General features: G+C 45.5%; 22 protein-coding genes. 13 read left to right on the forward strand and 9 right to left on the reverse strand.

The annotated features are described in order from the left end of the window. Positions 1 to 132 precede the first annotated feature (132 nt). The gene (locus KIV41_RS01565; protein ID WP_005436031.1) at positions 133 to 576 is read right to left on the reverse strand and encodes a GatB/YqeY domain-containing protein; all 444 of its coding nucleotides are present in this window, start codon (positions 574 to 576) and stop codon (positions 133 to 135) included. A gap of 28 nt (positions 577 to 604) precedes the next feature. Continuing rightward, complete coding sequence (gene rpsU, locus KIV41_RS01570) at positions 605 to 820, reverse strand: 30S ribosomal protein S21 (RefSeq protein ID WP_001145625.1); 216 nt, start codon at positions 818 to 820, stop codon at positions 605 to 607. Positions 821 to 1,050: 230 nt separating this feature from the next. Here rpsU and tsaD point away from each other — a divergent pair, with 230 nt between their 5' ends. Together tsaD and KIV41_RS01580 are read left to right on the forward strand one after the other, a co-directional pair. Beyond that, the gene (gene tsaD, locus KIV41_RS01575; RefSeq protein ID WP_038885795.1) at positions 1,051 to 2,067 is read left to right on the forward strand and encodes a tRNA (adenosine(37)-N6)-threonylcarbamoyltransferase complex transferase subunit TsaD; all 1,017 of its coding nucleotides are present in this window, start codon (positions 1,051 to 1,053) and stop codon (positions 2,065 to 2,067) included. 178 nt (positions 2,068 to 2,245) lie between these two features. Then, positions 2,246 to 3,061 (forward strand): alpha/beta fold hydrolase, encoded by an 816-nt coding sequence (locus KIV41_RS01580; protein ID WP_138941483.1) that lies wholly within the window; start codon positions 2,246 to 2,248, stop codon positions 3,059 to 3,061. Between the two features lie 36 nt (positions 3,062 to 3,097). Here KIV41_RS01580 and plsY read toward each other — a convergent pair whose 3' ends face one another. Then, a complete protein-coding gene (gene plsY / locus KIV41_RS01585; RefSeq protein ID WP_010445793.1) occupies positions 3,098 to 3,709 on the reverse strand; it encodes a glycerol-3-phosphate 1-O-acyltransferase PlsY in 612 nt (203 codons plus the stop codon). A 202-nt stretch (positions 3,710 to 3,911) separates the two neighbouring features. Between plsY and folB the strand changes: the two genes are divergently transcribed. The 3 genes from folB to KIV41_RS01600 are packed head-to-tail and all read left to right on the forward strand — an operon-like array spanning position 3,912 to position 5,570. Then, complete coding sequence (gene folB / locus KIV41_RS01590) at positions 3,912 to 4,271, forward strand: bifunctional dihydroneopterin aldolase/7,8-dihydroneopterin epimerase (protein ID WP_045386484.1); 360 nt, start codon at positions 3,912 to 3,914, stop codon at positions 4,269 to 4,271. After that, a complete protein-coding gene (gene folK, locus KIV41_RS01595) occupies positions 4,268 to 4,750 on the forward strand; it encodes a 2-amino-4-hydroxy-6-hydroxymethyldihydropteridine diphosphokinase (RefSeq protein WP_038885791.1) in 483 nt (160 codons plus the stop codon). Before folB ends, folK begins: the two co-directional genes overlap by 4 nt. Before the next feature lie 16 nt (positions 4,751 to 4,766). Beyond that, a complete protein-coding gene (locus tag KIV41_RS01600; protein WP_285335561.1) occupies positions 4,767 to 5,570 on the forward strand; it encodes an undecaprenyl-diphosphate phosphatase in 804 nt (267 codons plus the stop codon). Between the two features lie 70 nt (positions 5,571 to 5,640). Here the strand turns inward: KIV41_RS01600 and KIV41_RS01605 are convergent, their stop codons facing one another. Then, entirely contained in the window at positions 5,641 to 6,861 is a 1,221-nt protein-coding gene (locus KIV41_RS01605) for a multifunctional CCA addition/repair protein (protein ID WP_285335562.1), read from the reverse strand. 159 nt (positions 6,862 to 7,020) lie between these two features. On the opposite strand from KIV41_RS01605, the gene KIV41_RS01610 reads away from it, so the two are divergent. Together KIV41_RS01610 and KIV41_RS01615 are read left to right on the forward strand one after the other, a co-directional pair. Beyond that, complete coding sequence (locus tag KIV41_RS01610) at positions 7,021 to 8,643, forward strand: ExeA family protein (protein WP_285335563.1); 1,623 nt, start codon at positions 7,021 to 7,023, stop codon at positions 8,641 to 8,643. Continuing rightward, a complete protein-coding gene (locus KIV41_RS01615) occupies positions 8,643 to 9,365 on the forward strand; it encodes a general secretion pathway protein GspB (protein WP_285335564.1) in 723 nt (240 codons plus the stop codon). Before KIV41_RS01610 ends, KIV41_RS01615 begins: the two co-directional genes overlap by 1 nt. A gap of 67 nt (positions 9,366 to 9,432) precedes the next feature. On the opposite strand, the gene KIV41_RS01620 is transcribed toward KIV41_RS01615, so the two are convergent. The 3 genes from KIV41_RS01620 to KIV41_RS01630 form a co-directional block, all read right to left on the reverse strand. Further along, positions 9,433 to 10,044, reverse strand: coding sequence for a TIGR04211 family SH3 domain-containing protein (locus KIV41_RS01620; RefSeq protein WP_010445800.1), 612 nt, complete (start codon positions 10,042 to 10,044; stop codon positions 9,433 to 9,435). Between the two features lie 179 nt (positions 10,045 to 10,223). After that, complete coding sequence (locus KIV41_RS01625; protein WP_045386495.1) at positions 10,224 to 11,483, reverse strand: inorganic phosphate transporter; 1,260 nt, start codon at positions 11,481 to 11,483, stop codon at positions 10,224 to 10,226. Positions 11,484 to 11,613: 130 nt separating this feature from the next. Continuing rightward, positions 11,614 to 12,294 carry a TIGR00153 family protein gene (locus KIV41_RS01630; protein WP_010445801.1) on the reverse strand — a complete coding sequence of 227 codons (681 nt, stop codon included), beginning with the start codon at positions 12,292 to 12,294 and terminating at the stop codon, positions 11,614 to 11,616. Positions 12,295 to 12,499: 205 nt separating this feature from the next. Here KIV41_RS01630 and KIV41_RS01635 point away from each other — a divergent pair, with 205 nt between their 5' ends. After that, complete coding sequence (locus KIV41_RS01635; protein WP_285335565.1) at positions 12,500 to 14,032, forward strand: inorganic triphosphatase; 1,533 nt, start codon at positions 12,500 to 12,502, stop codon at positions 14,030 to 14,032. Between the two features lie 24 nt (positions 14,033 to 14,056). On the opposite strand, the gene KIV41_RS01640 is transcribed toward KIV41_RS01635, so the two are convergent. Continuing rightward, a complete protein-coding gene (locus tag KIV41_RS01640; protein ID WP_285335566.1) occupies positions 14,057 to 14,830 on the reverse strand; it encodes an ion transporter in 774 nt (257 codons plus the stop codon). 83 nt (positions 14,831 to 14,913) lie between these two features. On the opposite strand from KIV41_RS01640, the gene KIV41_RS01645 reads away from it, so the two are divergent. The 3 genes from KIV41_RS01645 to hldE all read left to right on the forward strand — a co-directional run bounded on the left by KIV41_RS01645 (position 14,914) and on the right by hldE (position 20,633). After that, positions 14,914 to 16,170 (forward strand): methyl-accepting chemotaxis protein, encoded by a 1,257-nt coding sequence (locus KIV41_RS01645; protein WP_010445804.1) that lies wholly within the window; start codon positions 14,914 to 14,916, stop codon positions 16,168 to 16,170. A gap of 111 nt (positions 16,171 to 16,281) precedes the next feature. Then, positions 16,282 to 19,125 carry a bifunctional [glutamate--ammonia ligase]-adenylyl-L-tyrosine phosphorylase/[glutamate--ammonia-ligase] adenylyltransferase gene (gene glnE / locus KIV41_RS01650; RefSeq protein ID WP_285335567.1) on the forward strand — a complete coding sequence of 948 codons (2,844 nt, stop codon included), beginning with the start codon at positions 16,282 to 16,284 and terminating at the stop codon, positions 19,123 to 19,125. A 77-nt stretch (positions 19,126 to 19,202) separates the two neighbouring features. After that, positions 19,203 to 20,633, forward strand: coding sequence for a bifunctional D-glycero-beta-D-manno-heptose-7-phosphate kinase/D-glycero-beta-D-manno-heptose 1-phosphate adenylyltransferase HldE (gene hldE, locus KIV41_RS01655; protein WP_010445808.1), 1,431 nt, complete (start codon positions 19,203 to 19,205; stop codon positions 20,631 to 20,633). A 224-nt stretch (positions 20,634 to 20,857) separates the two neighbouring features. On the opposite strand, the gene tolC is transcribed toward hldE, so the two are convergent. After that, positions 20,858 to 22,180, reverse strand: coding sequence for an outer membrane channel protein TolC (tolC, locus tag KIV41_RS01660; protein WP_045386506.1), 1,323 nt, complete (start codon positions 22,178 to 22,180; stop codon positions 20,858 to 20,860). Positions 22,181 to 22,409: 229 nt separating this feature from the next. Here tolC and nudF point away from each other — a divergent pair, with 229 nt between their 5' ends. After that, positions 22,410 to 23,060: an ADP-ribose diphosphatase gene (nudF, locus tag KIV41_RS01665; protein ID WP_171305148.1), complete on the forward strand. Its 651-nt coding sequence runs from the start codon at positions 22,410 to 22,412 to the stop codon at positions 23,058 to 23,060. Further along, positions 23,060 to 23,503: a DUF1249 family protein gene (locus tag KIV41_RS01670; protein ID WP_010445813.1), complete on the forward strand. Its 444-nt coding sequence runs from the start codon at positions 23,060 to 23,062 to the stop codon at positions 23,501 to 23,503. The genes nudF and KIV41_RS01670 overlap by 1 nt, the downstream gene beginning before the upstream one ends. Positions 23,504 to 23,547 lie beyond the last annotated feature (44 nt).

Raw genomic sequence — 23,547 nt, forward strand, 5'->3', positions numbered from 1 at the left:
AAGAAAATCATGATTGGTATGAATGGTTTACAGGGAAAAGCATGAGCACTGCTTTTGTTATTCCATTCTGCCAGATACAAACAAGCCGTGCGTTCCAAAGGATAGCACGGCTTGCTGCAATTGGGTGGGGTATTAAGCCAATTTAGCGCGAACTAGACCGCTTACTTTACCCATATCTGCACGCCCTTGAATTTGCGGTTTCAGAACGCCCATTACTTTGCCCATGTCTTGCATGCCAGCTGCACCAGATTCAGCAATTGCATTCTCGATAAGAGTAGCAACTTCTTCGTCTGTCAGTGGTTGAGGCATAAAGTCCTCAAGAACCGTAATTTCAGCTTGTTCCGCATCAGCTAGATCTTGACGACCCGCTGCTTCAAATTGCGTTACAGAGTCGCGACGTTGTTTAACCATCTTAGTCAATACAGCAAGAATGTCGTCGTCGCCCAGAGTGATCTGTTCGTCAACTTCACGTTGCTTAATTGCTGATAGAGCTAAACGAATAGTACCAAGGCGCAATTTGTCCTTGGCTTTCATCGCTAATTTTTGCTCTTCTTTGAGTTTATCAATCAGAGCCATAACTAAATTCCTTTCCGGAGCTCAGTTATTAGTACAGGCGAACGCGACGAGCGTTTTCGCGAGCAAGCTTCTTAGCGTGACGCTTTTGAGCTGCTGCTTTAGCGCGTTTGCGAACTGTAGTTGGTTTTTCGTAGTGCTCACGACGACGCACTTCAGAAAGGATACCTGCTTTTTCGCAAGAGCGCTTGAAACGACGTAGAGCAACGTCGAACGGTTCGTTTTCACGTACTTTAACTACTGGCATATGCCTTTCACCTCAGGGGTTATTCGTTAACGCTGGAATTTAATGAACCAAATCACAATTGTTTGGTCAGTTACCAGCTTGATCAAAAATGGTGCGGAATTTTAATCCGATCAACACAGCTTTGTAAAGCCTTTTATCGCTTATTGTCTGTACAAAATTTGTTTGAAGCATCAAGGCAGGGTAATATGACGCCCAAATTTCCTCTATATAGAAAGCATACTGAGATAACCATGCGCATTATTGGTATTGAAACCTCTTGTGACGAGACTGGCATCGCGATTTATGATGATGAAAAAGGTCTTTTATCACACAAGCTTTACAGCCAAGTAAAACTTCACGCAGATTATGGCGGCGTGGTGCCTGAGTTGGCTTCACGTGACCATGTTAAGAAAACCATCCCTCTTATCAAAGAGGCGCTGAAAGAAGCAAATTTGACTTCTAAAGACATCGACGGTGTAGCATACACAGCAGGCCCTGGTTTGGTGGGCGCACTGCTTGTTGGTGCAACTATTGGTCGCAGTATTGCTTACGCTTGGGGTGTGCCAGCGGTGCCAGTTCACCATATGGAAGGTCACCTATTAGCGCCTATGTTAGAAGATAATCCACCACCGTTCCCATTTGTGGCGGTATTGGTATCGGGCGGCCACTCAATGATGGTGGAAGTGAAAGGCATCGGAGAGTACAAAATCCTAGGTGAGTCTATTGATGACGCTGCGGGTGAAGCATTCGATAAGACCGCGAAACTAATGGGCTTGGATTACCCTGGTGGCCCACTATTATCTAAGCTGGCAGAAAAAGGCACGCCGGGTCGCTTTAAATTCCCACGTCCTATGACCAACGTACCTGGCTTGGACATGAGTTTCTCTGGTTTGAAAACTTTTACTGCGAATACCATAGCTGCAAATGGTGATGATGAACAAACGCGTGCAGATATTGCTTTAGCATTTGAAGAAGCGGTATGCGCTACTCTAGCAATCAAATGTAAACGTGCATTAGAGCAAACAGGCATGAAGCGCATTGTTATTGCCGGTGGTGTAAGTGCTAACCGTCGTTTACGTGCAGAGCTAGAAAAACTCGCGAAGAAAGTAGGCGGTGAGGTTTACTACCCTCGTACTGAGTTTTGTACCGACAACGGTGCGATGATTGCTTATGCAGGTATGCAGCGCCTTAAAAATGGCGAAGTATCAGATATGGCAGTAGAAGCGCGTCCACGTTGGCCAATTGATCAGTTAACACCAATCGCTTAATCAAACTTTTGAGTAAAGGTTTGAAATAGATATAAGCCAATAAAGGTCTCTGCTTATCAGAGGCCTTTATTTTTAGCTATTTTGCTGAAAAATATCATGAAGGGCATCGACTGATGGGAGCAGTTCTGCTTCTTTTCAGTGATAGGATAGTGCGCAAGAATAATAAATGGACATAACAATGAACAAGTTTGAAATTGAAGGCCAGCAACTTGCTTACCTCGATAAGGGGGAAGGCCCAGTTTTGCTATTTGGTCACAGCTACCTTTGGGATTGCCAAATGTGGGCACCACAAATTGAAGTGTTGAGCCAATCTTACCGCTGTATTGTGCCAGACCTTTGGGCACACGGTGAGTCGGATGCTGCACCCGCTTCAACACGATCTTTGGTGGATTACGCTCAACATATGCTGGCGTTGATGGATCATTTAGAGATCGAGCAGTTTTCTATTGTGGGCTTATCTGTGGGCGGTATGTGGGGGGCTGAACTTACTGCTCAAGCACCGCAGCGCGTGAAATCATTGGTTTTGATGGATACATTCATTGGTCTAGAGCCAGAAGTGACGCACAAAAAGTACTTTGCAATGCTAGATACTATTAGCCAAGTTCAAGCCGTGCCAGCTCCGATTGTTGAAGCCGTAACACCGCTGTTCTTTGCCAACAATGCCGAGCAAGTGAATCCGGAGTTGGTGGCTTCATTCAAACAAAGCTTAGCAGCATTGCAAGGTGAGCGCGCAGTCGAAGTGGCTCGTGTTGGGCGTATGGTGTTTGGCCGTCGTGATGTGATTGAAGATTCTGAAATGTTCGCATTGCCAACTTTGATTGCGGTTGGTCGTGAGGATAAGCCACGTCCGGTCTTTGAATCTTACTTAATGAATGATTGCATTACGGGCAGTGAGTTAGTGGAGATTCCCGAAGCGGGGCATATTAGTTCTCTGGAGCAGCCAGCTTTTGTGAACCAAATGCTATTGAGCTTTTTAAACAAAGTACACGCATAGTTCAGCTATCAGCGGCTCAAGACGAAAAACTCGGCATTAGGCCGAGTTTTTTTCTGCTAATTTTTTCTCACCGATTTTAGGTTCTTCTCCTGACAAGAGGCGACGAATGTTCTGATGGTGCTTAAGTACGATTAAGCAACAGAGCATAGCTACGGGGAGAGTATATTGCGGTTTAAACATCCAAGCATAGAAGGGGGTTACCAATACCGTGACGAGAGCCGCCAGAGAAGAATAACGAAACAGAATGGCTACTGAGAGCCAAGTCAGCATCACGAGTCCTGTTAGATCTAAACCTATCGGGGCTATCGCACCAAGTGCTGTTGCGACGCCTTTTCCACCTTTAAAATGGAAGAAGATCGGATACATGTGACCAAGACACGCTGCAATAGCGACTACGCCAAGAATGATAGGATCGATACCAAGAAAGTAACCACTCCAGACGGGGATGGTACCTTTTAGCATGTCACATAATAAAACTGCTGCTGCTGCTCCTTTACCTCCAATCCTTAATACATTGGTGGCTCCGGGGTTGTTTGACCCTACATCCCTTGGGTCTGGCAATTTAAGCAGACGACAAATCAGCACCGCACTAGAGATTGACCCCAGTAAATAGGCTGCCATCGTCATTATCAGTGCCAGTGCGTCCATAGAAGTCCTTGATGGATTGGAATTTAATGCTCATATCCCCGGTTGTTGGTATCATACCGCGAATTTACATATTGCAAAAATACTCTCTGCGATTGAACTTGCATTGTGTCATGTTCTGTATATAAAGAATTCTCGCAGATAGCTAATTTTACGATCAAAACCCTTCAGTCGGGTATCCGACCTCTGCAATAAAGGACAGAAGATGGCTCTGGATAAAGTATTTATTGAACAGTTAGAAGTAATCACCACTATCGGTGTATACGATTGGGAGCAGCAGATTAAGCAAAAGTTGGTTCTCGATATCGAAATGGCACACGACAACAAACCGGCGGGCAAAAGTGATGATGTTCAAGATGCGTTAGATTACTCTCAAGTGAGTGAAGCGGTATTGAATCACATCGAAAATGGTCGCTTTTTGTTAGTTGAGCGTGTTGCAGAAGAGGTCGCAGAGCTAATTATGCAACGCTTCTCCGTGCCTTGGGTAAAAATTCGTTTGGCAAAACCAGGCGCAGTTCCTCAAGCTCGTGCTGTTGGTGTGGTCATTGAGCGAGGCGCCGCATGATAAAAACGTATATCGGCGTGGGCTCCAATATAGATAGAGAGCATCATGCGCATGTTGCTTATCAAGAACTGCAAAAGTTAGGATTCGATCTTTGTGTGTCGCCGATATATGAATGCGAGCCAATCGGCTTTAGCAGTCAAAATTTCTACAACTTTGTAATTAGTTTTGTTACGGAGTTGTCACTCGAAGAGTTGAGTGTTCGTTTACGCGAGATTGAATTTAAGTGGGGACGTGAGGAAAATGCGCAGAAATATCAGGATCGAACCTTAGATCTCGATATAGTCCTATTCGGTGAGAGCATATCGCAGCAAAAGCCCGAGCTGCCGCGCAGTGACATCTACAAATATCCTTTTGTCACGAAGCCCTTATATGATCTCGAACCAAATTTAGTGATCCCCGGCGATGGACGAACAATCGCAGATATTTGGCAGACCATGAAGTCAGTATCTTCGCTTAAACCCGTTTCTTTTTCGCTTTAATTTTTGAGTTGTTTACATGAGTTACTTTGAAGCCTTTATTTTGGCTCTGATTCAGGGGCTGACAGAGTTTTTGCCAATTTCCAGCTCTGCTCACTTGATCCTGCCATCAGCCATTCTTGGTTGGGAAGACCAAGGCTTGGCATTTGATGTTGCCGTTCACGTTGGTACGTTGATGGCGGTGGTGATCTATTTCCGACAAGAAGTGATCACGCTTTTCCAAGCGCTATTTGCCTCGATCTTTAAAGGCGATCGCAGTAAAGAAGCAAAACTAGCATGGATGATCGTGATTGCGACGATCCCGGCGTGTGTGTTCGGTTTGCTGATGAAAGACATCATTGAGGTTTACCTTCGCAGTGCTTACGTTATTGCGACCACTACGATTATTTTCGGCCTGCTACTTTGGTGGGTGGATAAGAATGCCAAGTTGGTTGCCGATGAGTACCAAACAGGCTGGAGGAAAGCTCTATTTATTGGTATCTCACAAGCGCTGGCAATGATCCCTGGTACGTCACGCTCTGGTGCAACAATTACGGCAGCACTTTACTTAGGCTTCACCCGTGAAGCTGCGGCGCGTTTCTCATTCCTAATGTCTATTCCAATCATCACTTTGGCTGGTGGTTATCTAGGCATGAAGTTGGTGACCAGTGGTGAACCAGTACACATCGGTTTCTTGCTGACAGGTATCGTGACTTCATTTATCAGTGCCTACATCTGTATCCACTTCTTCTTGAAGATGATTTCACGTATGGGCATGACTCCATTTGTGATTTACCGTTTGATTCTAGGTTTCGGTCTGTTTGCGTTTCTGCTAACGGCTTAAATCCAATCCAAATGAAAACGCCCGCTTTCTATAGCGGGCGTTTTTGTTTGTTCGTTATGTACCTATTGGTCTATTTTCCTAGCGTGACCCTGACCGCTTCAATGCGACGTTTCTCTTGTTCATCGCGAATCGCTGGGCCTTTGAAGCCATCTTTGATAATCACTTGTACATCGACCGCTGCTGCGGCTTGGTAAGCTTGCATAAACAGCTGTGCTTGTGGGTAAGGTTGGTTTTCTAACCCTTTACGGCCAGCGTGGTCGGCTTGGCAGCAAATCAAGATATCTTGTAAGCGTTCGGGCTTACGCCATACATCAAATTTGTTAAGGATCTTAATGATGGTTTGTGGTTTGAGTTCACCAGCACGATGGATATTCGAGTGCTGCTCACACACCATTAGCGCTAAGTCGCGGAACTCATTCGGTACGCGTACACGATCACATAACTTTTTAATCAGCTTCAAGCCAGTGTGACAATGCATTTTATGGCTTGGCCACTCATTCTCTGGCGTCACACCTTTACCCAGGTCATGTACTTGCGCTGCAAATCTGACTGGCAGCGAGTTACTGAGCTTTGCAGCCTGTTCTGCCACCATTAAGGTATGGATTCCAGTGTCGATTTCTGGATGCCATTTTTCAGGTTGAGGTACACCAAAAAGTGCATCAATTTCAGGCAATACGACTGCTAATGCACCGCACTCTTTAAGTACAGATAAGAATACATCTGGACGTGATGTAGAAAGCGACTTGTACCATTCTTGCCAAACACGTTCTGGTGTCAGCGTGCTCAGCTCACCAGATTCCGCCATTTCGCGCATAAGCTGCATGGTTTCATCTGCTACACTGAAATTTAAGTGCGCTAACTTAGCTGCAAAACGGGCTACGCGGAGGACGCGAAGAGGATCTTCGCTAAATGCGTTAGAGACGTGCCGTAACAGTTTAGCCTGTAGATCTTGCTGGCCTCCGTAGGGATCGTAAAGTTTGCCGTTATCATCCATTGCCATGGCATTAATTGTGAGGTCTCGACGGATCAGATCATCTTCTAAGGTAACACTTTGATCAAAGAAACACTCAAAGCCGGTATAGCCAGAGCCTGACTTTCTCTCAGTTCGCGCAAGGGCGTGCTCTTCTTTACTTTTGGGGTGCAAGAACACAGGAAAGTCTTTACCTACTGCTGTATAACCTTGGCTGAGCATGATTTCTGGCGTTGCTCCAACCACAACCCAGTCTTTGTCATAGCTATCAATGCCAAGTAAATGATCTCGAACCGCACCGCCAACTAAATAAACTTGCACGCATTACCTCTTAATTTATTGATATGACGTTGGACATTGTAGCAAGCAATGGTAATTTGCATTACTCCTAAAAGAACTAAAACGAAGATGTCGAGTCTCTTTTAGGTCTATGAAGGAATTTCCCGATTCAATTACGGGAGGGTTTTAGCTGGAGATCCTATGTATAAGGACTTTTTCGGGTTTGTTGAACTGCCATTTTCTATTGTTCCAAACTCGCGTTATCTGTATTTGAGTCAACGTCACAAAGAGGCAATTACGCATCTTCAGGCGGGGTTAGGAGATGGTGGTGGTTTTGCCATGCTAACCGGTGAGGTAGGAACAGGTAAAACCACGGTTGCAAAAGCCATGCTCGCCAACCTGAATGAGGACACTAAAGCAGGGTTAATCCTTAACCCGACGTTCTCAAGTCGAGACTTACTAGAGGCTATTTGTGACGAATTCAACGTTGCCTATCCGCAAGAAGCGACGCTTAAGCAGCTCAATCAAGCTATCTATGAATATTTGAAGCACAACCATAAATCTGGTTGGCAAACGCTACTAGTGATTGATGAAGCACAGCATTTAGCAGCAGATGTGCTTGAACAATTGCGTCTGTTGACCAACCTAGAAACGGATACTCGAAAACTACTTAAAGTACTTTTGGTCGGTCAGCCAGAGTTGCAACGCTTATTACAAACGACACAGCTACGTCAGCTTGCGCAGCGTATTACAGGTCGTTATCACTTGCTACCACTGGATGAAAAGGAAACCGCAGACTACATCACGTTCCGACTGCATACTGCTGGTGGTGATAAACAGTTGTTTGATCGCAGTTCGACCAAGTTGATTGCAAAATACAGTCACGGTATTCCGCGTCTGATAAACCTGATTTGTGATAAGTCCCTGAACATCAGTTACCACAAAGGTAGCGTGGTCGTGGATAAACAAACGGTGCATCAAGCTTGTGAAGAGGTGATGCAGTTCCAAGCAGAGATTTATCAGCAAGATAAACCGATTCGCCGCAGTTTTGAATGGCCTGCGTGGGGCTCTGTCGCCATCGGTGTATGTGCTGCAATTGGTATTGGTTGGGTAGTGACGCAAAACGTGCCTCTGAAGCCGAGCCTGAATCCTGTGGTTGCTGAAGTCGCACAGACCACCCCTCACGCCGCCGCGCCTGTCGTTTATGAGCAATTGACCAATGATCAGCGCGATACGTTGCTAGAGCAGACACAGTCGAACCTTGCGGTGAATGAGCTTTATAAGCTTTGGGGTTATCGTGCTTCAGTGCGTGATAACTTATGCTTATCTGAGCCTCAATCGACCATGCGTTGTGAACGTAAAATGGCGACATGGCCATTGCTGGTACAACAAAACCATCCGGTTATTTTGGAGTTGAACTACCAAGGCCAAGTTGGCTATGTGATTCTTTATGCGATTGGTGATGACAAAGTTGAAGTGCTTAATGGCACTCAACGCCTTCGTTTGCCAGTTTCATGGCTCAAGCCATTGTGGCAGGGCAATATCATCGAGCTATGGCAAGCTCCGCTGAAAGATACGCTGCGCATGGATATGCAAGGACCTGCGATTGAAGTACTAGACCAGCTTTTAGCTGAGGCTGTAAGTGAACAGCCTTTAGGCACTGATATCTTTAATAGCCAGCTCAAAGAGCGGGTTGAATTGTTCCAACGCTGGCAAGGGATTGGCGTTGATGGTATTGCGGGTCAACGTACATTGGATCGCTTACAACAGAGTGTGCAGTCCAATGCTCCGGTGTTAGAACTTATCAATAAGGAGGGAGCATAATGTCAGTAATGAAGCATGTCGGACTCTTCTTATTACCTGTTAGCCTTACTGCCGTTGGTGCTGCTTGGTATTTAGATTTGTTTTCGCAACCACCTGCGGTATCTGATGCGGTAGAGACTCGAGACCCGCAGACTATAGCGGATGTAACTCAAGCGAGTCCAAGATTTGAAAGTCTGAGTTACCCCCAAGAACAGCAACTAGCGCAATTGCCTCGCGAATGGCCAACGGCAGAGTGGCCACAGAGCATTGGTACATTTGTTGAAGAGGGGCTCGCTGATAATGATGTGGTACAAGGTGAGAGTGAGTTATTAGCTTCGTCTATGCGTACGGAACAAACGAGCCCAACCATTCAGAGTCAAGATGATCTTGGACTATCACTTGATGATTTGGATTTGTCCTCACTATCTCCGGATTTGGCAATGAAAGTCGAAAACGCCCTGACGAATAATCAGCAGCAAGCAATCACACAAGATGTTGCGGTTAATGACTTAGAGCGAGATGCTCAACAATGGCGTGGACGTCTTCCTGCCCTAAATCTTCAAACTCACATGTATTCCAGTGATACTCAGCGACGCTGGGTGAAGATCAATAATGTCGAGTACCACCAAGGTGATGTTGTTGATGGGCAAGTCACGCTAAAAGAAATTCAACCTCAAGCCGTCATTGTTGAGTTCCAAGGTGAACAAATTCGTATTCCGGCTCTGTATGAGTGGCAAGGTTAGTTTGGTAACTTAAAACGAAAAAAGCCAGTCTAGTCGACTGGCTTTTATTTTATCTAAGTAGGATGTTCTATGCCCAACCTGCTGGCGATTTCTTTCTACGTGGCATCACGTGAGGCAGAATCAAACCAAACAGAAGGCCAATACCAGCTACACCACCACCGTAAGTGAAATACTTAAGCAGCATGTCATCTTTCTGTGTATCTAGTTTTGCACGAAGTTCGCGGTTTTCAGTTTGTGCCGACGTTAGTTGGTCACTGATCTCTGAGTATTTTTTTTCTAGATCAGAGATCTGTTGGTTGCGCGTTTCTAGTGACGTGACTAGACCTGCTTTTTCAGTATCTGAATTCTGACGTGCGTTTGCTAGTTGTTCTTTTACTTCTTTCAACTCTTTTTCAACACGAGGTAGGCGGATAGCCATGCTCTCTTGGTTGGTCACGAACTTGCTTTGCACCCAACCAGTACGGCCGCGTGAGTCACGAACCTGAGTGTAACCCGTGTCTTTATTTGTTTGAAGAAGTTGTACTTTAGAACCTGCGTTAACACTACCCATAATGCGGTAGGTGTTGTTTGGACCAGAGTGCATAAAAGTGAATAGGTCATCAGAAATATAACGGTCTGCCGCTAGTGCCGCTGGCGCTGCTAGCAAAGTAAACAAAACCGTGATGATTAGTTTTTTCACAGTAAATCCCTTAACGATTTTCTTGGATACAGCTTTGGCACCGAATTATTGGAGCCGGAAATAGACGAATATTATGCAGTTTCAAACGTTGGTGCAACAAAGAAGGGAGGCAAAGCCTCCCTTTCTGTGCGTTTGAGTCAATAATGACAATACGCTAACAATCTATAGACTCGTGATTCTTACGAGAATGCCGCTTGCAAACCGTAGAAGAATACCACTGCCAATAGTGCGCCTGCTGGTAGTGTAACAATCCATGATGCCACGATGTTACGAACCACGCCTAGGTTAAGTGCTGCGATACCGCGAGCGAAACCAACACCCAGAACCGCACCAACCAGTGTTTGTGTGGTAGAGATAGGTAGGCCAGTACCTGACGCTAGAACTACTGTACATGCTGTTGCTAACTGAGCAGCAAAGCCACGGCTTGGTGTTAGTTCAGTGATACCTGTACCAACCGTCGCCATTACTTTGTGACCTAGTGTTGCAAGACCAACCACGATACCGAAACCACCTAGAGGAAGAATCCACCATGCGATTGTGCTTTTCGCTGTTACTTCACCCATGTGTTCAACAGTTGAAACAACCGCTGATAGTGGGCCGATCGCGTTCGCTACGTCGTTAGAGCCGTGAGCGAATGCCATCGCACACGCTGTGATAACCATTAGTACGCTGAAGATGCCTTCAACGCCAGCAAAGCTGCGGTCTTCTTCACGGTTTGCGAATTTCTTCTGAATGTAGATGTAGCCACCTACCATTACTAGTGCAGAAACCGCTGCAGCCCACATCCATGCTTCACCATTGCTTAGGTGTAGACCTACGTGCTTCAGACCTTTCTTGATAGTTACTAGTGCAATCACCATGGTAGTGATGAACATGTAAACTGGAACGAAACGTTTTGCGTTGAATAGTGGGTTCTCAGTATCAAAGATCAGACGCTGTGCGCTGACAAAGATAACGTAAGCAAAGAAGCCTGAGATAACCGGAGTAATGATCCAGCTACCGACAATCCCTTGAACACTGCCCCAGTCAACCGCTTCTGTACCTACAGACACACACGCAAAACCGATGATTGCACCGATGATTGAGTGAGTCGTTGATACAGGCCAGCCCATGTAAGAAGCAAGTAGAAGCCAAGTACCAGCCGCAAGAAGCGCTGACATCATGCCGTAGACAAGAATATCAGGTTGGCTAGCAAATAGAGATGTTTCGATAACACCTTTACGGATAGTGTCGGTTACTTCACCGCCTGCAAGGTATGCACCCGCAAATTCAAAGATCATCGCAATGATGATGGCTTGTTTTACGGTTAGCGCTTTTGAACCTACAGATGTACCCATAGCATTAGCAACGTCGTTCGCGCCAATACCAATCGCCATCATGAAACCAAAAATCGCTGCAACAATAATCAGGACAGTGCCGTAGTTCGCAAGGATATCCATCGTAATACCTAGTTGTTTTATAACAAGCGGAACAAAATTTTACGCGCGTCAGACCAGAAGACGATGAATATTGTCATCGTCCACCTGACTCGCGTTAATAATGCTCTTCGTTATGTCGTTAACTTATGTTTTAAGATCGAGATAGCATGACTTCCAAACGAGCACCTACGCGCTGCGCTTGGTCGGCAATACCACCTACCCATTCAAGAATCTTGTACAAGAACATGACATCGATAGGATTCATGCTAGATTCAATCGTCATTAGCTGTTGACGAAGTTCAATCTGCATTGCATCGGTATCATCTTCAATAACGTCCAACTGATGAATCATTTCAGCAACGAGCGTTACTTCGCGGCCTTTGAAGCCGGTCTCTAGGAGTTCATCAAGTTCGTTGATTACTTTTTGCGCTTGATCAGCCGCATCAAGACAACGTTGAACGTATGCGAGGAAGTTTGGTTGGAGAACCTCAGGAATGACAAGTTGACGACCATATACACGGCCAGCAATGTCTTTTGCCAAGTTCGCAAGTTTGTCTTGTTGAGTCAGAAGCTCAAGCATGTCAGTACGATCGACTGGCATGAACAAACCGCGAGGCAGTTTTAGACGGATTTCACGTTTCAGCACGTCCGCTTCTTTCTCTAGATGAGAAATTTGAGAACGGATCTCAGATGCTTTTTCCCAGTCACCCTTTGAAGAGACTTCAAAGAACTTAACTAGGTGTGAACAACATTCGTTGACACACACAACGTGGCGCTGCAAAGGCTTAATTGGGGACTTTGCAAATAACCCCATAATTGTATTTACTGGCATGGTCATTCAACCTAATAGCTATAACCTTAAAAAAACATACACCATTTCTTGGCGAAATGTTGAACGATGGCTATAAAGGCGCGCATGTTAACGCATTAAATCGCTCATTAAAACTGTTTTAGATCATCATTCGGGTGATATTTCTTTCTTGCCGTGTGAGAAATTAGGCAATATCCTGTTTCTATCTGCTTTGAAAGGTATAGCTATGGAAACCGAGATAGAACTGAAGTTTTTTGTTTCTCCTGAATTTTCAGAAACTTTAAGAACTAAAATTTCCGAAACAAAAGTACTTCAGCACAGTAGTCGTGACTTGGGTAACACCTATTTTGATACCGCTGACAAATGGCTAAGAAAGCACGACATTGGTTTAAGAATTCGCCGTTTTGATGATGTTTTTGTCCAGACTGTAAAAACAGCAGGACGCGTTGTAGCGGGCCTTCACCAAAGACCAGAATACAATGCTGAGCACACCAGTAATGAGCCAGACCTCACGCTTCATCCTTCTGACATTTGGCCAGCAGGTAAAGATGTCACAACACTGCAAGCGGAATTGACGCCTCTATTCTCTACTAACTTCACACGTGAACAATGGCTGATTGGCATGCCTGATGGCAGCCAAATCGAAGTTGCCTTCGACCAAGGAGCTGTGATTGCTCAAGGTACGGACGGAGAAGAGAAGCAAGACCCTATCTGTGAAGTTGAGCTTGAGCTGAAATCTGGCCAGACAGACGCACTATTTACCCTTGCTCGCAGCTTGTGCGAAGCGGGTGGTATGCGCCTTGGTAATCTAAGCAAAGCTGCGAAGGGTTACCGATTAGCGAGTGGCTATGCGGGTGATGAAGTAAAACCGCTAGCACTGGTCGACAGCAGTAAAAACGACACCGTGGAATACTGCCTGATTAACTCGTTAGAGCATGCACTATCGCATTGGCATTATCACGAACAAATCTTTACAGAACGTGATTGTGTGGAATCTCTGCGAGAAATCGTCAATGCGATTCGCTTTATCCGCCAAACCTTCACTATTTTTGGCAGCATGGTACCGCGCCGAGCAAGTGCAATTCTGCGCCAAGAAATGAAGTGGTTAGAAGAAGAGCTTGAGTGGCTAGATGAACACGCACACTTAGAAGAGCTGCTAGATGATAAAGGCAACGTGCTGCGTAAGCTGGACGCGCGTAAGTTCCTTGTATCCGAGCTGACTCAACAGTTGGGTGAGTTACCAAGCCGTGAAGAAGTGTTAGAGCTACTGAGCTCGGCACGTTACACCGGTTTGCTATTGGATTTGAGCCGTTGGATCTTAACGCGTGGCTGGCAGCCATTCTTAGATGATAAAGCGCGTGAGAAGATGTCGAGTAATATCCAACCTTTCTCAGTGAAGCAACTGGATCGTACATGGGCGGAGTTGATGGAAGCGTTCCCTGCGGAGCGTGAGCTATCCGCTCAAGAGTATGTGGATCAGCGCTACCGTTTACTGCGTAACTTGTACACAGGTATTGGATTTGCGAGCTTATATGATGCAGAAGAGCGCAATACCTTCCGTCTTCCTTGGGCTGACTTGGTTCATGGCATTGATGATTTGCTAATGCTGAATCATCTACTGCCTTTAGTCGGTATGTTAGAAGGGGAAGAGCAAGAACAATTAGAACGTTGGTTGCATCGCCAAGAGCGTTCAATCTTACATGCAATGGATCAGACTCGCGCTATCGGTGTTGAAGTCGAGCCATACTGGCAAGAATAGCAACGAAAATAGGACCGCAAGGTCCTATTTTTTTTCCTGTTGTTTCTGATCATGCAGTTCATCTTCTATAGATTGCAGTCGATTTAAGATCTGTTCCTGTCTATCTAATACCTGTTCTAACAGCTTTTCTTTATTTTTCGAACGATGGTCTTGCTGTCTGGTTGGCGCGGTAAGAATCGACGTAATCAAACCAGAAATCATACCGAAAATGCCGACACCACAAATGATGATCAGCACAGCAAGCAATTTTCCACCTGTTGTAACGGGATAATGATCGCCATAACCGACGGTTGAGATGGTAACAAATGCCCACCATAAAGCGTCTGTGCCTGTCTGGATGTTGGCGTCTGGATTTTTACCTTCAATAAACAGCATGGCGCTAGAACCAAGGGTTATCAGAACCACCATCAATAATAAAATCGAGGCTAAAGTGGTCTCTCTGCGGTTATTCTTGAGCTGATAAAGAATGAATTTTGATGATCTAAGTACCAAAATTACGCGCAAAATATGAAACAGCCTAGCAAAGCGAAGAGGCTCAATCATTGGGATGCTTGCCACAAAATCGATCCAGTGGTCTTTGAAATATGACCAACGATCTGTGGCTCGGATCAAATCTATGGTGAGCTGTAATAGAAAAATACTACAGATTATAAAATCGAGACCGATAAGAACTTGACGGGTTTCATGTGTAATCGGCAAAAATAGTAAGCCTGAGATCACAAATAGCGCCATAAATGACAGGATCAGTGACAGCAGGCTCATCGGTTTAGTGCTGTCTTTGGTATTATTGCTTTTCATACGAAGCTCGAAATAAATAGCACAACTGTGACTATAAGTTGGCGAAATATAAAGACTATATAAGACTCGGTGGAGAACTGACAATGGAAAAGCTGGCATTCAAGCCATGGGAAAGGGTAATTTCCGATATTAAGCTCGTTCCGAAAATGGTCATGCTGATGGTATTTAGTACCGTCTTAATCGTGGCGAAACAACTTTGGGATGCGAGTACCTTCTACGATTCACTACTCGCGGCAACACAGAATGAACAAGTTGCCCAACAACATTATGAAGCTTACTTAACACAAGTTGCATGGCAAACTGCATTACTCATTGCGGTATTTGTTGTACTACTTCTAGCAGCAGCACGCGTGATGTTGCGTCAGACGCAGTATTTGAATGATGCGATTAAACTCATGGCTAGCAAAGATCTTTCCGTACCTTTCGGAATGGACTGTAAAGATGAATATGGTGACGTTGCGCGTGAACTGGAGAAAACTCGTCGCCAACTACACGACGTCATTCAAATGCAGATTAATGCATCCGATGAGCTTGCAACGCTCACTGAAGTGATGACTTTGAGCATGTCCGAAACGAAAGAGTCGGCACAAGAAGAGTTTAACGAAATAGACCAACTTGCCACGGCAATGAGTGAGATGTCTTCGACGGTCCAAACCGTTGCAGATCACGCTCAAACGGCTTCTTCCCTCACGGAACAAGCATCAACGCAAGCGGTAACAGGCCAGCAGTTCCTACAAAACACTATGTCCAAGATGAGCGAACTGTCTTCAGACATTGCTTCTTCGGCAAGTGCGGTAAATCAAGTCGAAGAACGTGTGGATGCGATCGGCAGTGTCGTGGGCACTATTCAAGGCATTTCAGAGCAAACTAACTTACTAGCACTGAATGCTGCGATTGAAGCGGCACGTGCTGGTGAAGCGGGTCGAGGCTTTGCGGTCGTTGCGGATGAGGTTCGTAACCTTGCACAGCGTACCCAACAAGCGACGGTAGAAATTCAAGAGATGATCACTCAGCTTCAAGCGAGCGCTACTTCAGCGGTTGAGCTGATGGAGAAGAGTGTGGTTGAAGCCGCTGAAGGTGTTGAACTGGTATCGAACGCTGGCTCTGAGCTAGATGGTATCGTCGGCCAAGTCACGCAAATCAACGATATGAATTTCCAGATTGCGACTGCGTCGGGTCAGCAAAGCAGCGTGGCAGAAGAAATGAGCCAGAACCTAACCAACGTTCGTGAGCTTGTAGAAGCTTCCGTCGTGGTGGTTACAGAGCTTCTTGAAACTTCTGAAATGATGCAAGGCAATGCCGAAGAGTTAGACAAGAAGATTAAATCTTTCCAGGTCTAAAGGCTGACAAGCTTTGATAAAACGCCCACAAACCTTTTGTGGGCGTTTTTATTTGTGCCAACTCTGGTATAAAAGGGTGATACCACAGTGCTTTTCACACAAGGAAGAAAAATGCAGCTGCCTTCGTCACTGATTTCTGTCGCCGATGCTGCGGTTCAAAATGCCGAGCAAGCGGGATATTTTCAACAATGGCCAACCGAGATTGCAGAGCAATTTCGTTTTGTATCAGGCCTTAGCAAGTTTGTTACCGAAGCGATTCACCGTGATGAGAAACTTGCACAAGACTTGCCAACCATGCTGGCAGAAAGCAGTCGACAACAAGCGTATCGTGCACGCCTCGCGGATCTTTTAGCTGAATGCCAAGATGAAATGGCTGGCCATCGTGTGCTGCGTCAGTTCCGTAATCGCGAAATGGTCTACATTGCGTGGAAAGACTTTACTCATAGTTGGACACTAGAAGAGTCACTTGGTCATTTGTCTCAATTGGCCGAAGCGATGATCTTCGAAACTTACCAATGGCAATACAAGATTTGCTGTAACGAATGGGGCACGCCAACCAATGCTGAAGGTGAAGCGCAACCTATGCTGATCATCGGCATGGGTAAACTTGGCGGTGGCGAGCTGAATTTCTCTTCCGATATCGATCTGATTTTCACTTATCCAGAAAACGGTGAGACGCAAGGCGCGCGCCGCAGTATTGCCAATGCGCAGTTCTTTACCCGTTTAGGTCAACGCATCATTAAAGCGCTCGATCAACAAACCTTTGATGGCTTTTGTTACCGCGTGGACATGCGTTTGCGACCGTTTGGTGAAAGTGGCCCGTTGGTAATGAGTTATGCGGCTTTAGAGGATTACTATCAAGAACAAGGGCGAGATTGGGAACGTTACGCGATGATTAAAGCGCGCGTGATGGGCAGCGAAATGTATCCGCAATATCAAGAGTTGCGCCAGATGCTGCGTCCGTTTGTTTTCCGCCGTTATATCGATTTCAGTGCGATCCAATCTTTGCGCCGTATGAAATCAATGATCAGCAGTGAAGTGCGCCGTCGTGGTTTGAGTAATAACATTAAGCTTGGTGCAGGTGGTATTCGTGAGATTGAGTTTATCGCTCAAGTGTTCCAGTTGATTCGTGGTGGTCGCGAGCCATCTCTACGTGGTCGTGGCCTGCTAGAAACCTTGAATGCCATTGGTGAGCTCGCTCAGCTGACTCAACCGGAAGTCGATAACCTTGAAGCGGCTTATAAGTATCTACGTCAGCTAGAAAACTTGCTACAAGCGATGACCGATAAGCAAACGCAAACTTTGCCGGACTGTGAAGATGAGCAGCTAAAACTTGCTACTGCGATGCGTTTTGAATCTTGGGATGAATTGCTTGTTCAAACGCAGCAACATATGGCAAATGTACACAAGGTGTTTGAAAGCTTAATCGGTGACGATGAAGAAGATGAAACAGAAGCGGTCGCTCGTCATTTCCATGAGTTGTGGGATATGGCGACTAAGCAAGATGTGTTAGAAAATGTTCTGCAGCAGGATATCAAAGTGGATAACTCTGAAGAACTCGCAAAAACCATCATGCAGTTTAAAGCAGACTTAGCTAAGAAAACGCTTGGCCCTCGCGGTCGAGAAGTGTTGACTAAGTTAATGCCAAAAGTCTTCGATGCAGTATTTGCCCACCCAGATGCGCAATTTGGCTTACCGCGAGTGTTGCACTTACTGCATAACATCTGCACCCGTACTACTTACCTTGAATTGTTAGATGAACATCCGGCAGCGTTAGTGCAATTGGTTCGCCTTTGTACTGCAAGCCCGATGATTTCTGAGCAGTTATCGCGTTATCCAATACTGCTTGATGAGCTGATAGACCCACAGCATCTTTATAACCCAATCCCCCTAGACAGTTACCAAACTGAACTGCGAGATTTCCTTGCCCGTATCCCTGAAGATGATATGGAACAGCAGATGGAAGCGCTGCGTCAGTTTAAGCAAATTTGCATCCTCCGCATTGCGGCTGCCGATATTGCTGGCGTGTTGCCTGTAATGAAAGTAAGTGATCACTTAACCTACTTGGCTGAAGCGATTGTCGAAGCTGTAGTGAACCAAGCTTGGTTGCAAGTGTCTGAAAAATATGGTGAACCAACGCATGTAAAAGATCGTGAAGGTAAAGGCTTCGCTGTGATTGGTTATGGGAAAGTTGGCGGTTGGGAGCTGGGTTATAACTCGGACCTGGATATTGTATTTATGCACGATTGTCCTGTGAACGTGTATACCGATGGTAAGAAAGAGATTGATGGCCGCCAGTTCTATCTTCGTTTGGCACAACGCATCATTCATATTTTCTCAACCCGCACTGCATCAGGCATTCTGTACGAAGTGGATACTCGCTTACGTCCGTCTGGTGCTTCGGGTTTGTTGGTAAGCCCAACCGATGCGTTTGATGATTATCAACACCAAGATGCGTGGACATGGGAGCATCAGGCGTTAGTACGTGCTCGCATGATCTATGGTGATGAGCCATTAGCGATCGCCTTCCACAACACGCGTCATGATGTGTTGTGTAAACAGCGTGACGAAGACACTCTAAAGAAAGAAGTGGTCGATATGCGTGAGAAAATGCGTGACCACTTGGGTGGGAAAAAGTCCGGTCGCTTTATGCTCAAGCAAGATAACGGCGGCATTACCGATATTGAGTTTCTCGCTCAATATCTAGTGCTCAACTACAGTCACAATAAGCCGAAGCTGATTCGCTGGTGCGATAACGTACGTATTTTTGAAACCTTGATAGCGCAAGGTGTCATGGAAGAAGATCAAGCGATGCAATTGACGCGCGCATACACATCAATGCGCGATGAGATTCATCGTCGCAACTTGCTCAATTTGGATGCCGATGTGGCGGAAGAGAAATTTGTTGCAGAACGAGAGTGGGTGAAGCAAGCATGGAATCAATGGTTTGCCTAAGCATAAGTAGTGCACAAGGTTCAGCCTAGAAAAAGGCTGTGTTAAACTCACCACGATTTAATTTTTGGAGACCAATAATGAAACCAATTCTACCTGATTACAACAGTGCGGGTGTGCTGATCATCGGCGATGTCATGTTGGATCGTTACTGGCATGGCCCAACTGGACGCATCTCCCCTGAAGCGCCAGTACCTGTTGTTAAAGTAGAAAACAATGAAGAGCGTCCGGGTGGTGCTGCGAACGTCGCAATGAATATCGCTTCACTCGGCGGTCATGCTCACATTGTTGGTCTTACAGGCATGGATGAGCCAGCGAAAGTACTGACAGAAACGCTGAACTCGCTCAAAGTAAAATGCGATTTCGTGGCATTGCCAGAATATCCAACCATTACGAAGCTACGTGTGATGAGTCGTGGTCAGCAGTTGATTCGCCTTGATTTCGAAGACAAGTTTGAAAATACCGATCCAGAGCCTGTGTTGTCTCGCATGGAAACCGCATTGCCAGCAGTGAAAGCGGTGATCATGTCTGATTATGCGAAAGGGTCTTTGGAGCACGTTCAGGCATACATCCAAAAAGCACGTGCAGCGAATATTCCTGTATTCATCGATCCGAAAGGTGCGGACTTTGAGCGTTACCGTGGCGCAACACTACTAACGCCAAACATGAAAGAGTTTGAAGACGTAGTCGGTAAAGTAAAGTCTGAGCAAGAGTTAGTAGAAAAAGCACTAGCACTGGTTGAAGAATTCGACTTTGAAGCACTATTGGTAACACGCAGCGAAAATGGCATGACACTTATTCGTCGTGGTCAAGAGCCGTTCCATTTACCTACTCAAGCGAAAGAAGTGTACGACGTGACAGGTGCGGGCGATACGGTTATCTCTGTATTGGCAGCATCGGTAGCGGCGGGTAAATCATTTGAAGAGGCATGTGCACTAGCCAATGCAGCAGCAGGTGTTGTGGTTGGCAAGCTAGGTACATCAACCCTATCTGAGATTGAATTGGCGGAAGCGATTCATGGTAGTCAAGATACCGACTACGGTGTGATTTCAGAGCAAGCACTGATCGAAGCTGTGAAGAAAGCACGCGCGAAAGGTGAGAAGGTGGTGATGACCAATGGCTGTTTCGACATCCTACACGCCGGTCATGTGTCTTACTTAAACCATGCTGCTGAGCTTGGCGATCGCCTTATCGTTGCGGTCAACACTGACGATTCCGTTAAGCGCCTAAAAGGCCCTGGTCGCCCAGTAAATCCGACAGACCGTCGTATGGCAGTATTGGCAGGTCTAGGTGCAGTTGATTGGGTTGTACCTTTCAGTGAAGACACGCCTCAGCGTTTGATTTCTGAAGTGTTGCCAAGCTTGCTAGTGAAAGGCGGTGACTACAAACCAGAAGAGATTGCTGGTGGTAAAGAAGTGATTGCCGCAGGCGGTGAAGTTCGCGTACTGAACTTCGAAGATGGTTGCTCAACCAGCGAAATCATTAACGCAATCAAAGGTGGTAAGGGGTAATACCTTTACAGCCAAACTGGCTACTACAAACTAATTACTAAAGGTCGCTTTCGAGCGACCTTTGTTGTTTTTGGAGGAGTGAATGTAACCACAAACGCATTCCAGTCCTCCCCCTTTTCAAGGGGAGGGAATCTAAAGCACACTTGGCTTGGTTACTTACCCCAACAAAAAAACGCCAGTTGAAAAATCAACTGGCGTTTTGTGTGTTACTTAGATATCGATGCTTACTTTGCTGGCTTCAGGCCTGCATCAACATCTAGGACATCTTGCTCGCTTAGTGTACCAACCGCTTGACGCAATTGAAGTACGCTTAAGATGTAATCGTAACGAGCATTAGATAGGTTTTTGTTGGCATCATATAGACGACGAGTTGAGTCTAGAACGTCTACGATGGTACGAGTACCTACATCAAAACCTGCTTCAGTCGCCTCTAGCGCAGATTTCGCAGAAACAACAGATTGCTCATAAGCTTTTAACGCGCCAATTGAAGCGTTAATGTTGTTGTTTTGCGCACGAACATCTTTTACTACGCTGCGGTATTCTTTTTCTAAATCTTCACTTGCTGCAACGTATGCGAATTCAGCTTGTTTAGTTTTAGAAGTAATGTTGCCACCAGTGTATAGAGGCACAGCTAGGTTAACGCCGATGTTAAAGCCATCAGTGGTGTTGTCGTTAATACTTTCTGCTTGGTCAGAATAGTTGTAACCACCGTCTAGCGATAGCGTTGGCAAGTGACCAGAGCTTGCTAGAGAGATGTTATCGCGAGCAATATCTTGTGAAATACGTGCAGACAATAGGCTCAAGTTTTCAGTTTTTGCCTGGTCGATCAAAGCTTCTGCAGTGGCGTTCGATGGGCTGGCTGAGAAACGCGCAGTATCAAGAATATTCAGGTTTTTATGTTCCTGACCTGTGATTTCACGTAGCGATTCGTAGCTGTTGATCAGTGAGTTTTCTGCCAACACTTCATCAGCTAGTACTGCATCGTATTGAGCTTGCGCATCGTGTACGTCAGTAATTGCTGATAGACCTACTTCAAAGCGTTGCTTTGTTTGTTCTAGCTGACGGCCAACGGCAGCTTTTTCTGCACGAACAAACACTAGGTTATCTTGCGCTCGTAGCACTTCGAAGTATGCCTGAGAGACACGTAGGATTAAGCCTTGTTGTGTTGCCGCGTAAGATGCATCTGATTTACGCGCGGTTTTTTCAGCGGTATCTAATGTGATCCAAGACGCTCGGTTGTAAAGCTCTTGAGAGAAGCCAACGCCTGCAGATAGAACATTTTTATCATTTGAGATACTGCTGCCTGCGTCAGGATCAGTATCACCACGAGTTAGGTTGTATCCTGCGGTCAAGTTAATTTGAGGTAGTAGGGCACTGCGGCTAGAGTTGATTGCTTCAAAAGCAGCGTCGCGCTGTGCTGCAACACTCAGTAGTTGAGGATCATTTTGTTTTGCTAAATCGTAGATTTCTGCAAGAGAGTCTGCCAATGCAGATGTACTCATACTACCTAGCGCTGCACTGATAAAAAGTGGAAGCAGTTTTTTCATTTTCTATTCCCGCGGTCAATAGATTGGTTAATTCTCAGTAGTTTAACTCAATTTGAACGATATTTACTCTAAACTTTGCACTTTTTTACACTTAATTATCCACTCGTGCAATAAATTTTTGGGATTTGCTTAAAATTATTTATAACTATTATATAAAAAGTTGAGCAATGTCCTTTGAGCAAGCTCAGAACAATGAGTAAACTACACGATTCACTCAAAGAGGTGTTGAATGCAACAGTGTGACAAGCAACAGAATGATTTTACTCCACAGGATGTGGAAATAATCTCAAAAGAAACCGTATTTAAAGGCTTCTTTAAAATGGTGAAATACCGTTTTAAGCATAGGTTGTTTGCTGGTGGATGGAGTGACGTTGTTGAACGAGAAATGTTCGAGCGTGGTCATGCTGCTGCTATGCTCCCGTATGATCCTGTGACTGATCAGGTTGTGATCATTGAACAGATCAGAGTGGGAGCGTTGGAACATTCACACCCATGGCAGTACGAAATTGTCGCTGGCATGATTGATCGTGACGAATCTGCTGAAGAGGTGATTCGTCGAGAAGCGGAAGAAGAAGCGGGTATTCAAGTCGAACGTGTGGCTTCGGTAACCTCTTATTATCCTTCTTCTGGCGGTTGTTCTGAAAAGCTGGATGTATTCATTGGCGAAGTGGATGCAACTAAAGCGCATGGCATTCATGGTTTAGACTATGAGAATGAAGATATTCGAGTCCATGTCCTTAGTCGTGAAACCGCGTATCAATGGGTGAAAGACGGTAAATTCGAGAATGGTGCATCTATCATTGCATTGCAATGGCTGCAATTGAACCATGAGGAATTGACGTCACAATGGGGAGTTCCCCCTACGGTGGAGAATGAGTAATGGCACAAGTAGCTGAAAAACGACGATATCATGTCGACTTAGCGGGTCTAATGAGAACATATGAGACCAACTACGCTAAGCTGAACGCGTTACTGCCTGCCTCTGCCGAAGTTGGTGATGTTCGCTGCTATCAAGCTGCGAGTATGGTCTACCAATTGACCGTGAATGAAATCACAAAATACACCACAGTTGTTGAGATATGTCAGAGTGATGAAACACCAGTGTTTCCTTTACCGACGATGTCTGTCAGGCTTTATCACGATGCGAGAGTTGCTGAAGTATGTTCAGGTGGAGAATTTTCTCGCATTAAAGCTAAATATGATTATCCCAACGACCAGTTGATGCAAAGAGATGAAAAGCATCAGCTCAATACATTCCTTGGTGAATGGCTGACGTTCTGTTTACGAAGTGGTATTAGTAGAACACCACTTGCCTTCAATTGATTGTCAGCTCATTAAGGGAAAACAACAAAGAACTATAGTGGACG

Source organism: Vibrio sp. D401a (genome assembly GCF_030248515.1).
Lineage (GTDB): Bacteria > Pseudomonadota > Gammaproteobacteria > Enterobacterales > Vibrionaceae > Vibrio > Vibrio rotiferianus.

What these genes read in the sequence shown, in the direction of transcription:
- glnE (WP_285335567.1), top strand. Translation starts at nt 16,282, where the DNA reads ATGCAGCTGCCTTCGTCACTGATTTCTGTCGCCGATGCTGCGGTTCAA.
- KIV41_RS01625 (WP_045386495.1), bottom strand. Translation starts at nt 11,483, where the DNA reads ATGGATATCCTTGCGAACTACGGCACTGTCCTGATTATTGTTGCAGCG.
- KIV41_RS01635 (WP_285335565.1), top strand. Translation starts at nt 12,500, where the DNA reads ATGGAAACCGAGATAGAACTGAAGTTTTTTGTTTCTCCTGAATTTTCA.
- KIV41_RS01670 (WP_010445813.1), top strand. Translation starts at nt 23,060, where the DNA reads ATGGCACAAGTAGCTGAAAAACGACGATATCATGTCGACTTAGCGGGT.
- folK (WP_038885791.1), top strand. Translation starts at nt 4,268, where the DNA reads ATGATAAAAACGTATATCGGCGTGGGCTCCAATATAGATAGAGAGCAT.
- KIV41_RS01600 (WP_285335561.1), top strand. Translation starts at nt 4,767, where the DNA reads ATGAGTTACTTTGAAGCCTTTATTTTGGCTCTGATTCAGGGGCTGACA.
- nudF (WP_171305148.1), top strand. Translation starts at nt 22,410, where the DNA reads ATGCAACAGTGTGACAAGCAACAGAATGATTTTACTCCACAGGATGTG.
- hldE (WP_010445808.1), top strand. Translation starts at nt 19,203, where the DNA reads ATGAAACCAATTCTACCTGATTACAACAGTGCGGGTGTGCTGATCATC.
- tolC (WP_045386506.1), bottom strand. Translation starts at nt 22,180, where the DNA reads ATGAAAAAACTGCTTCCACTTTTTATCAGTGCAGCGCTAGGTAGTATG.
- plsY (WP_010445793.1), bottom strand. Translation starts at nt 3,709, where the DNA reads ATGGACGCACTGGCACTGATAATGACGATGGCAGCCTATTTACTGGGG.
- KIV41_RS01615 (WP_285335564.1), top strand. Translation starts at nt 8,643, where the DNA reads ATGTCAGTAATGAAGCATGTCGGACTCTTCTTATTACCTGTTAGCCTT.
- KIV41_RS01565 (WP_005436031.1), bottom strand. Translation starts at nt 576, where the DNA reads ATGGCTCTGATTGATAAACTCAAAGAAGAGCAAAAATTAGCGATGAAA.
- folB (WP_045386484.1), top strand. Translation starts at nt 3,912, where the DNA reads ATGGCTCTGGATAAAGTATTTATTGAACAGTTAGAAGTAATCACCACT.
- KIV41_RS01645 (WP_010445804.1), top strand. Translation starts at nt 14,914, where the DNA reads ATGGAAAAGCTGGCATTCAAGCCATGGGAAAGGGTAATTTCCGATATT.
- KIV41_RS01630 (WP_010445801.1), bottom strand. Translation starts at nt 12,294, where the DNA reads ATGCCAGTAAATACAATTATGGGGTTATTTGCAAAGTCCCCAATTAAG.
- rpsU (WP_001145625.1), bottom strand. Translation starts at nt 820, where the DNA reads ATGCCAGTAGTTAAAGTACGTGAAAACGAACCGTTCGACGTTGCTCTA.
- KIV41_RS01640 (WP_285335566.1), bottom strand. Translation starts at nt 14,830, where the DNA reads ATGAAAAGCAATAATACCAAAGACAGCACTAAACCGATGAGCCTGCTG.
- KIV41_RS01610 (WP_285335563.1), top strand. Translation starts at nt 7,021, where the DNA reads ATGTATAAGGACTTTTTCGGGTTTGTTGAACTGCCATTTTCTATTGTT.
- KIV41_RS01580 (WP_138941483.1), top strand. Translation starts at nt 2,246, where the DNA reads ATGAACAAGTTTGAAATTGAAGGCCAGCAACTTGCTTACCTCGATAAG.
- tsaD (WP_038885795.1), top strand. Translation starts at nt 1,051, where the DNA reads ATGCGCATTATTGGTATTGAAACCTCTTGTGACGAGACTGGCATCGCG.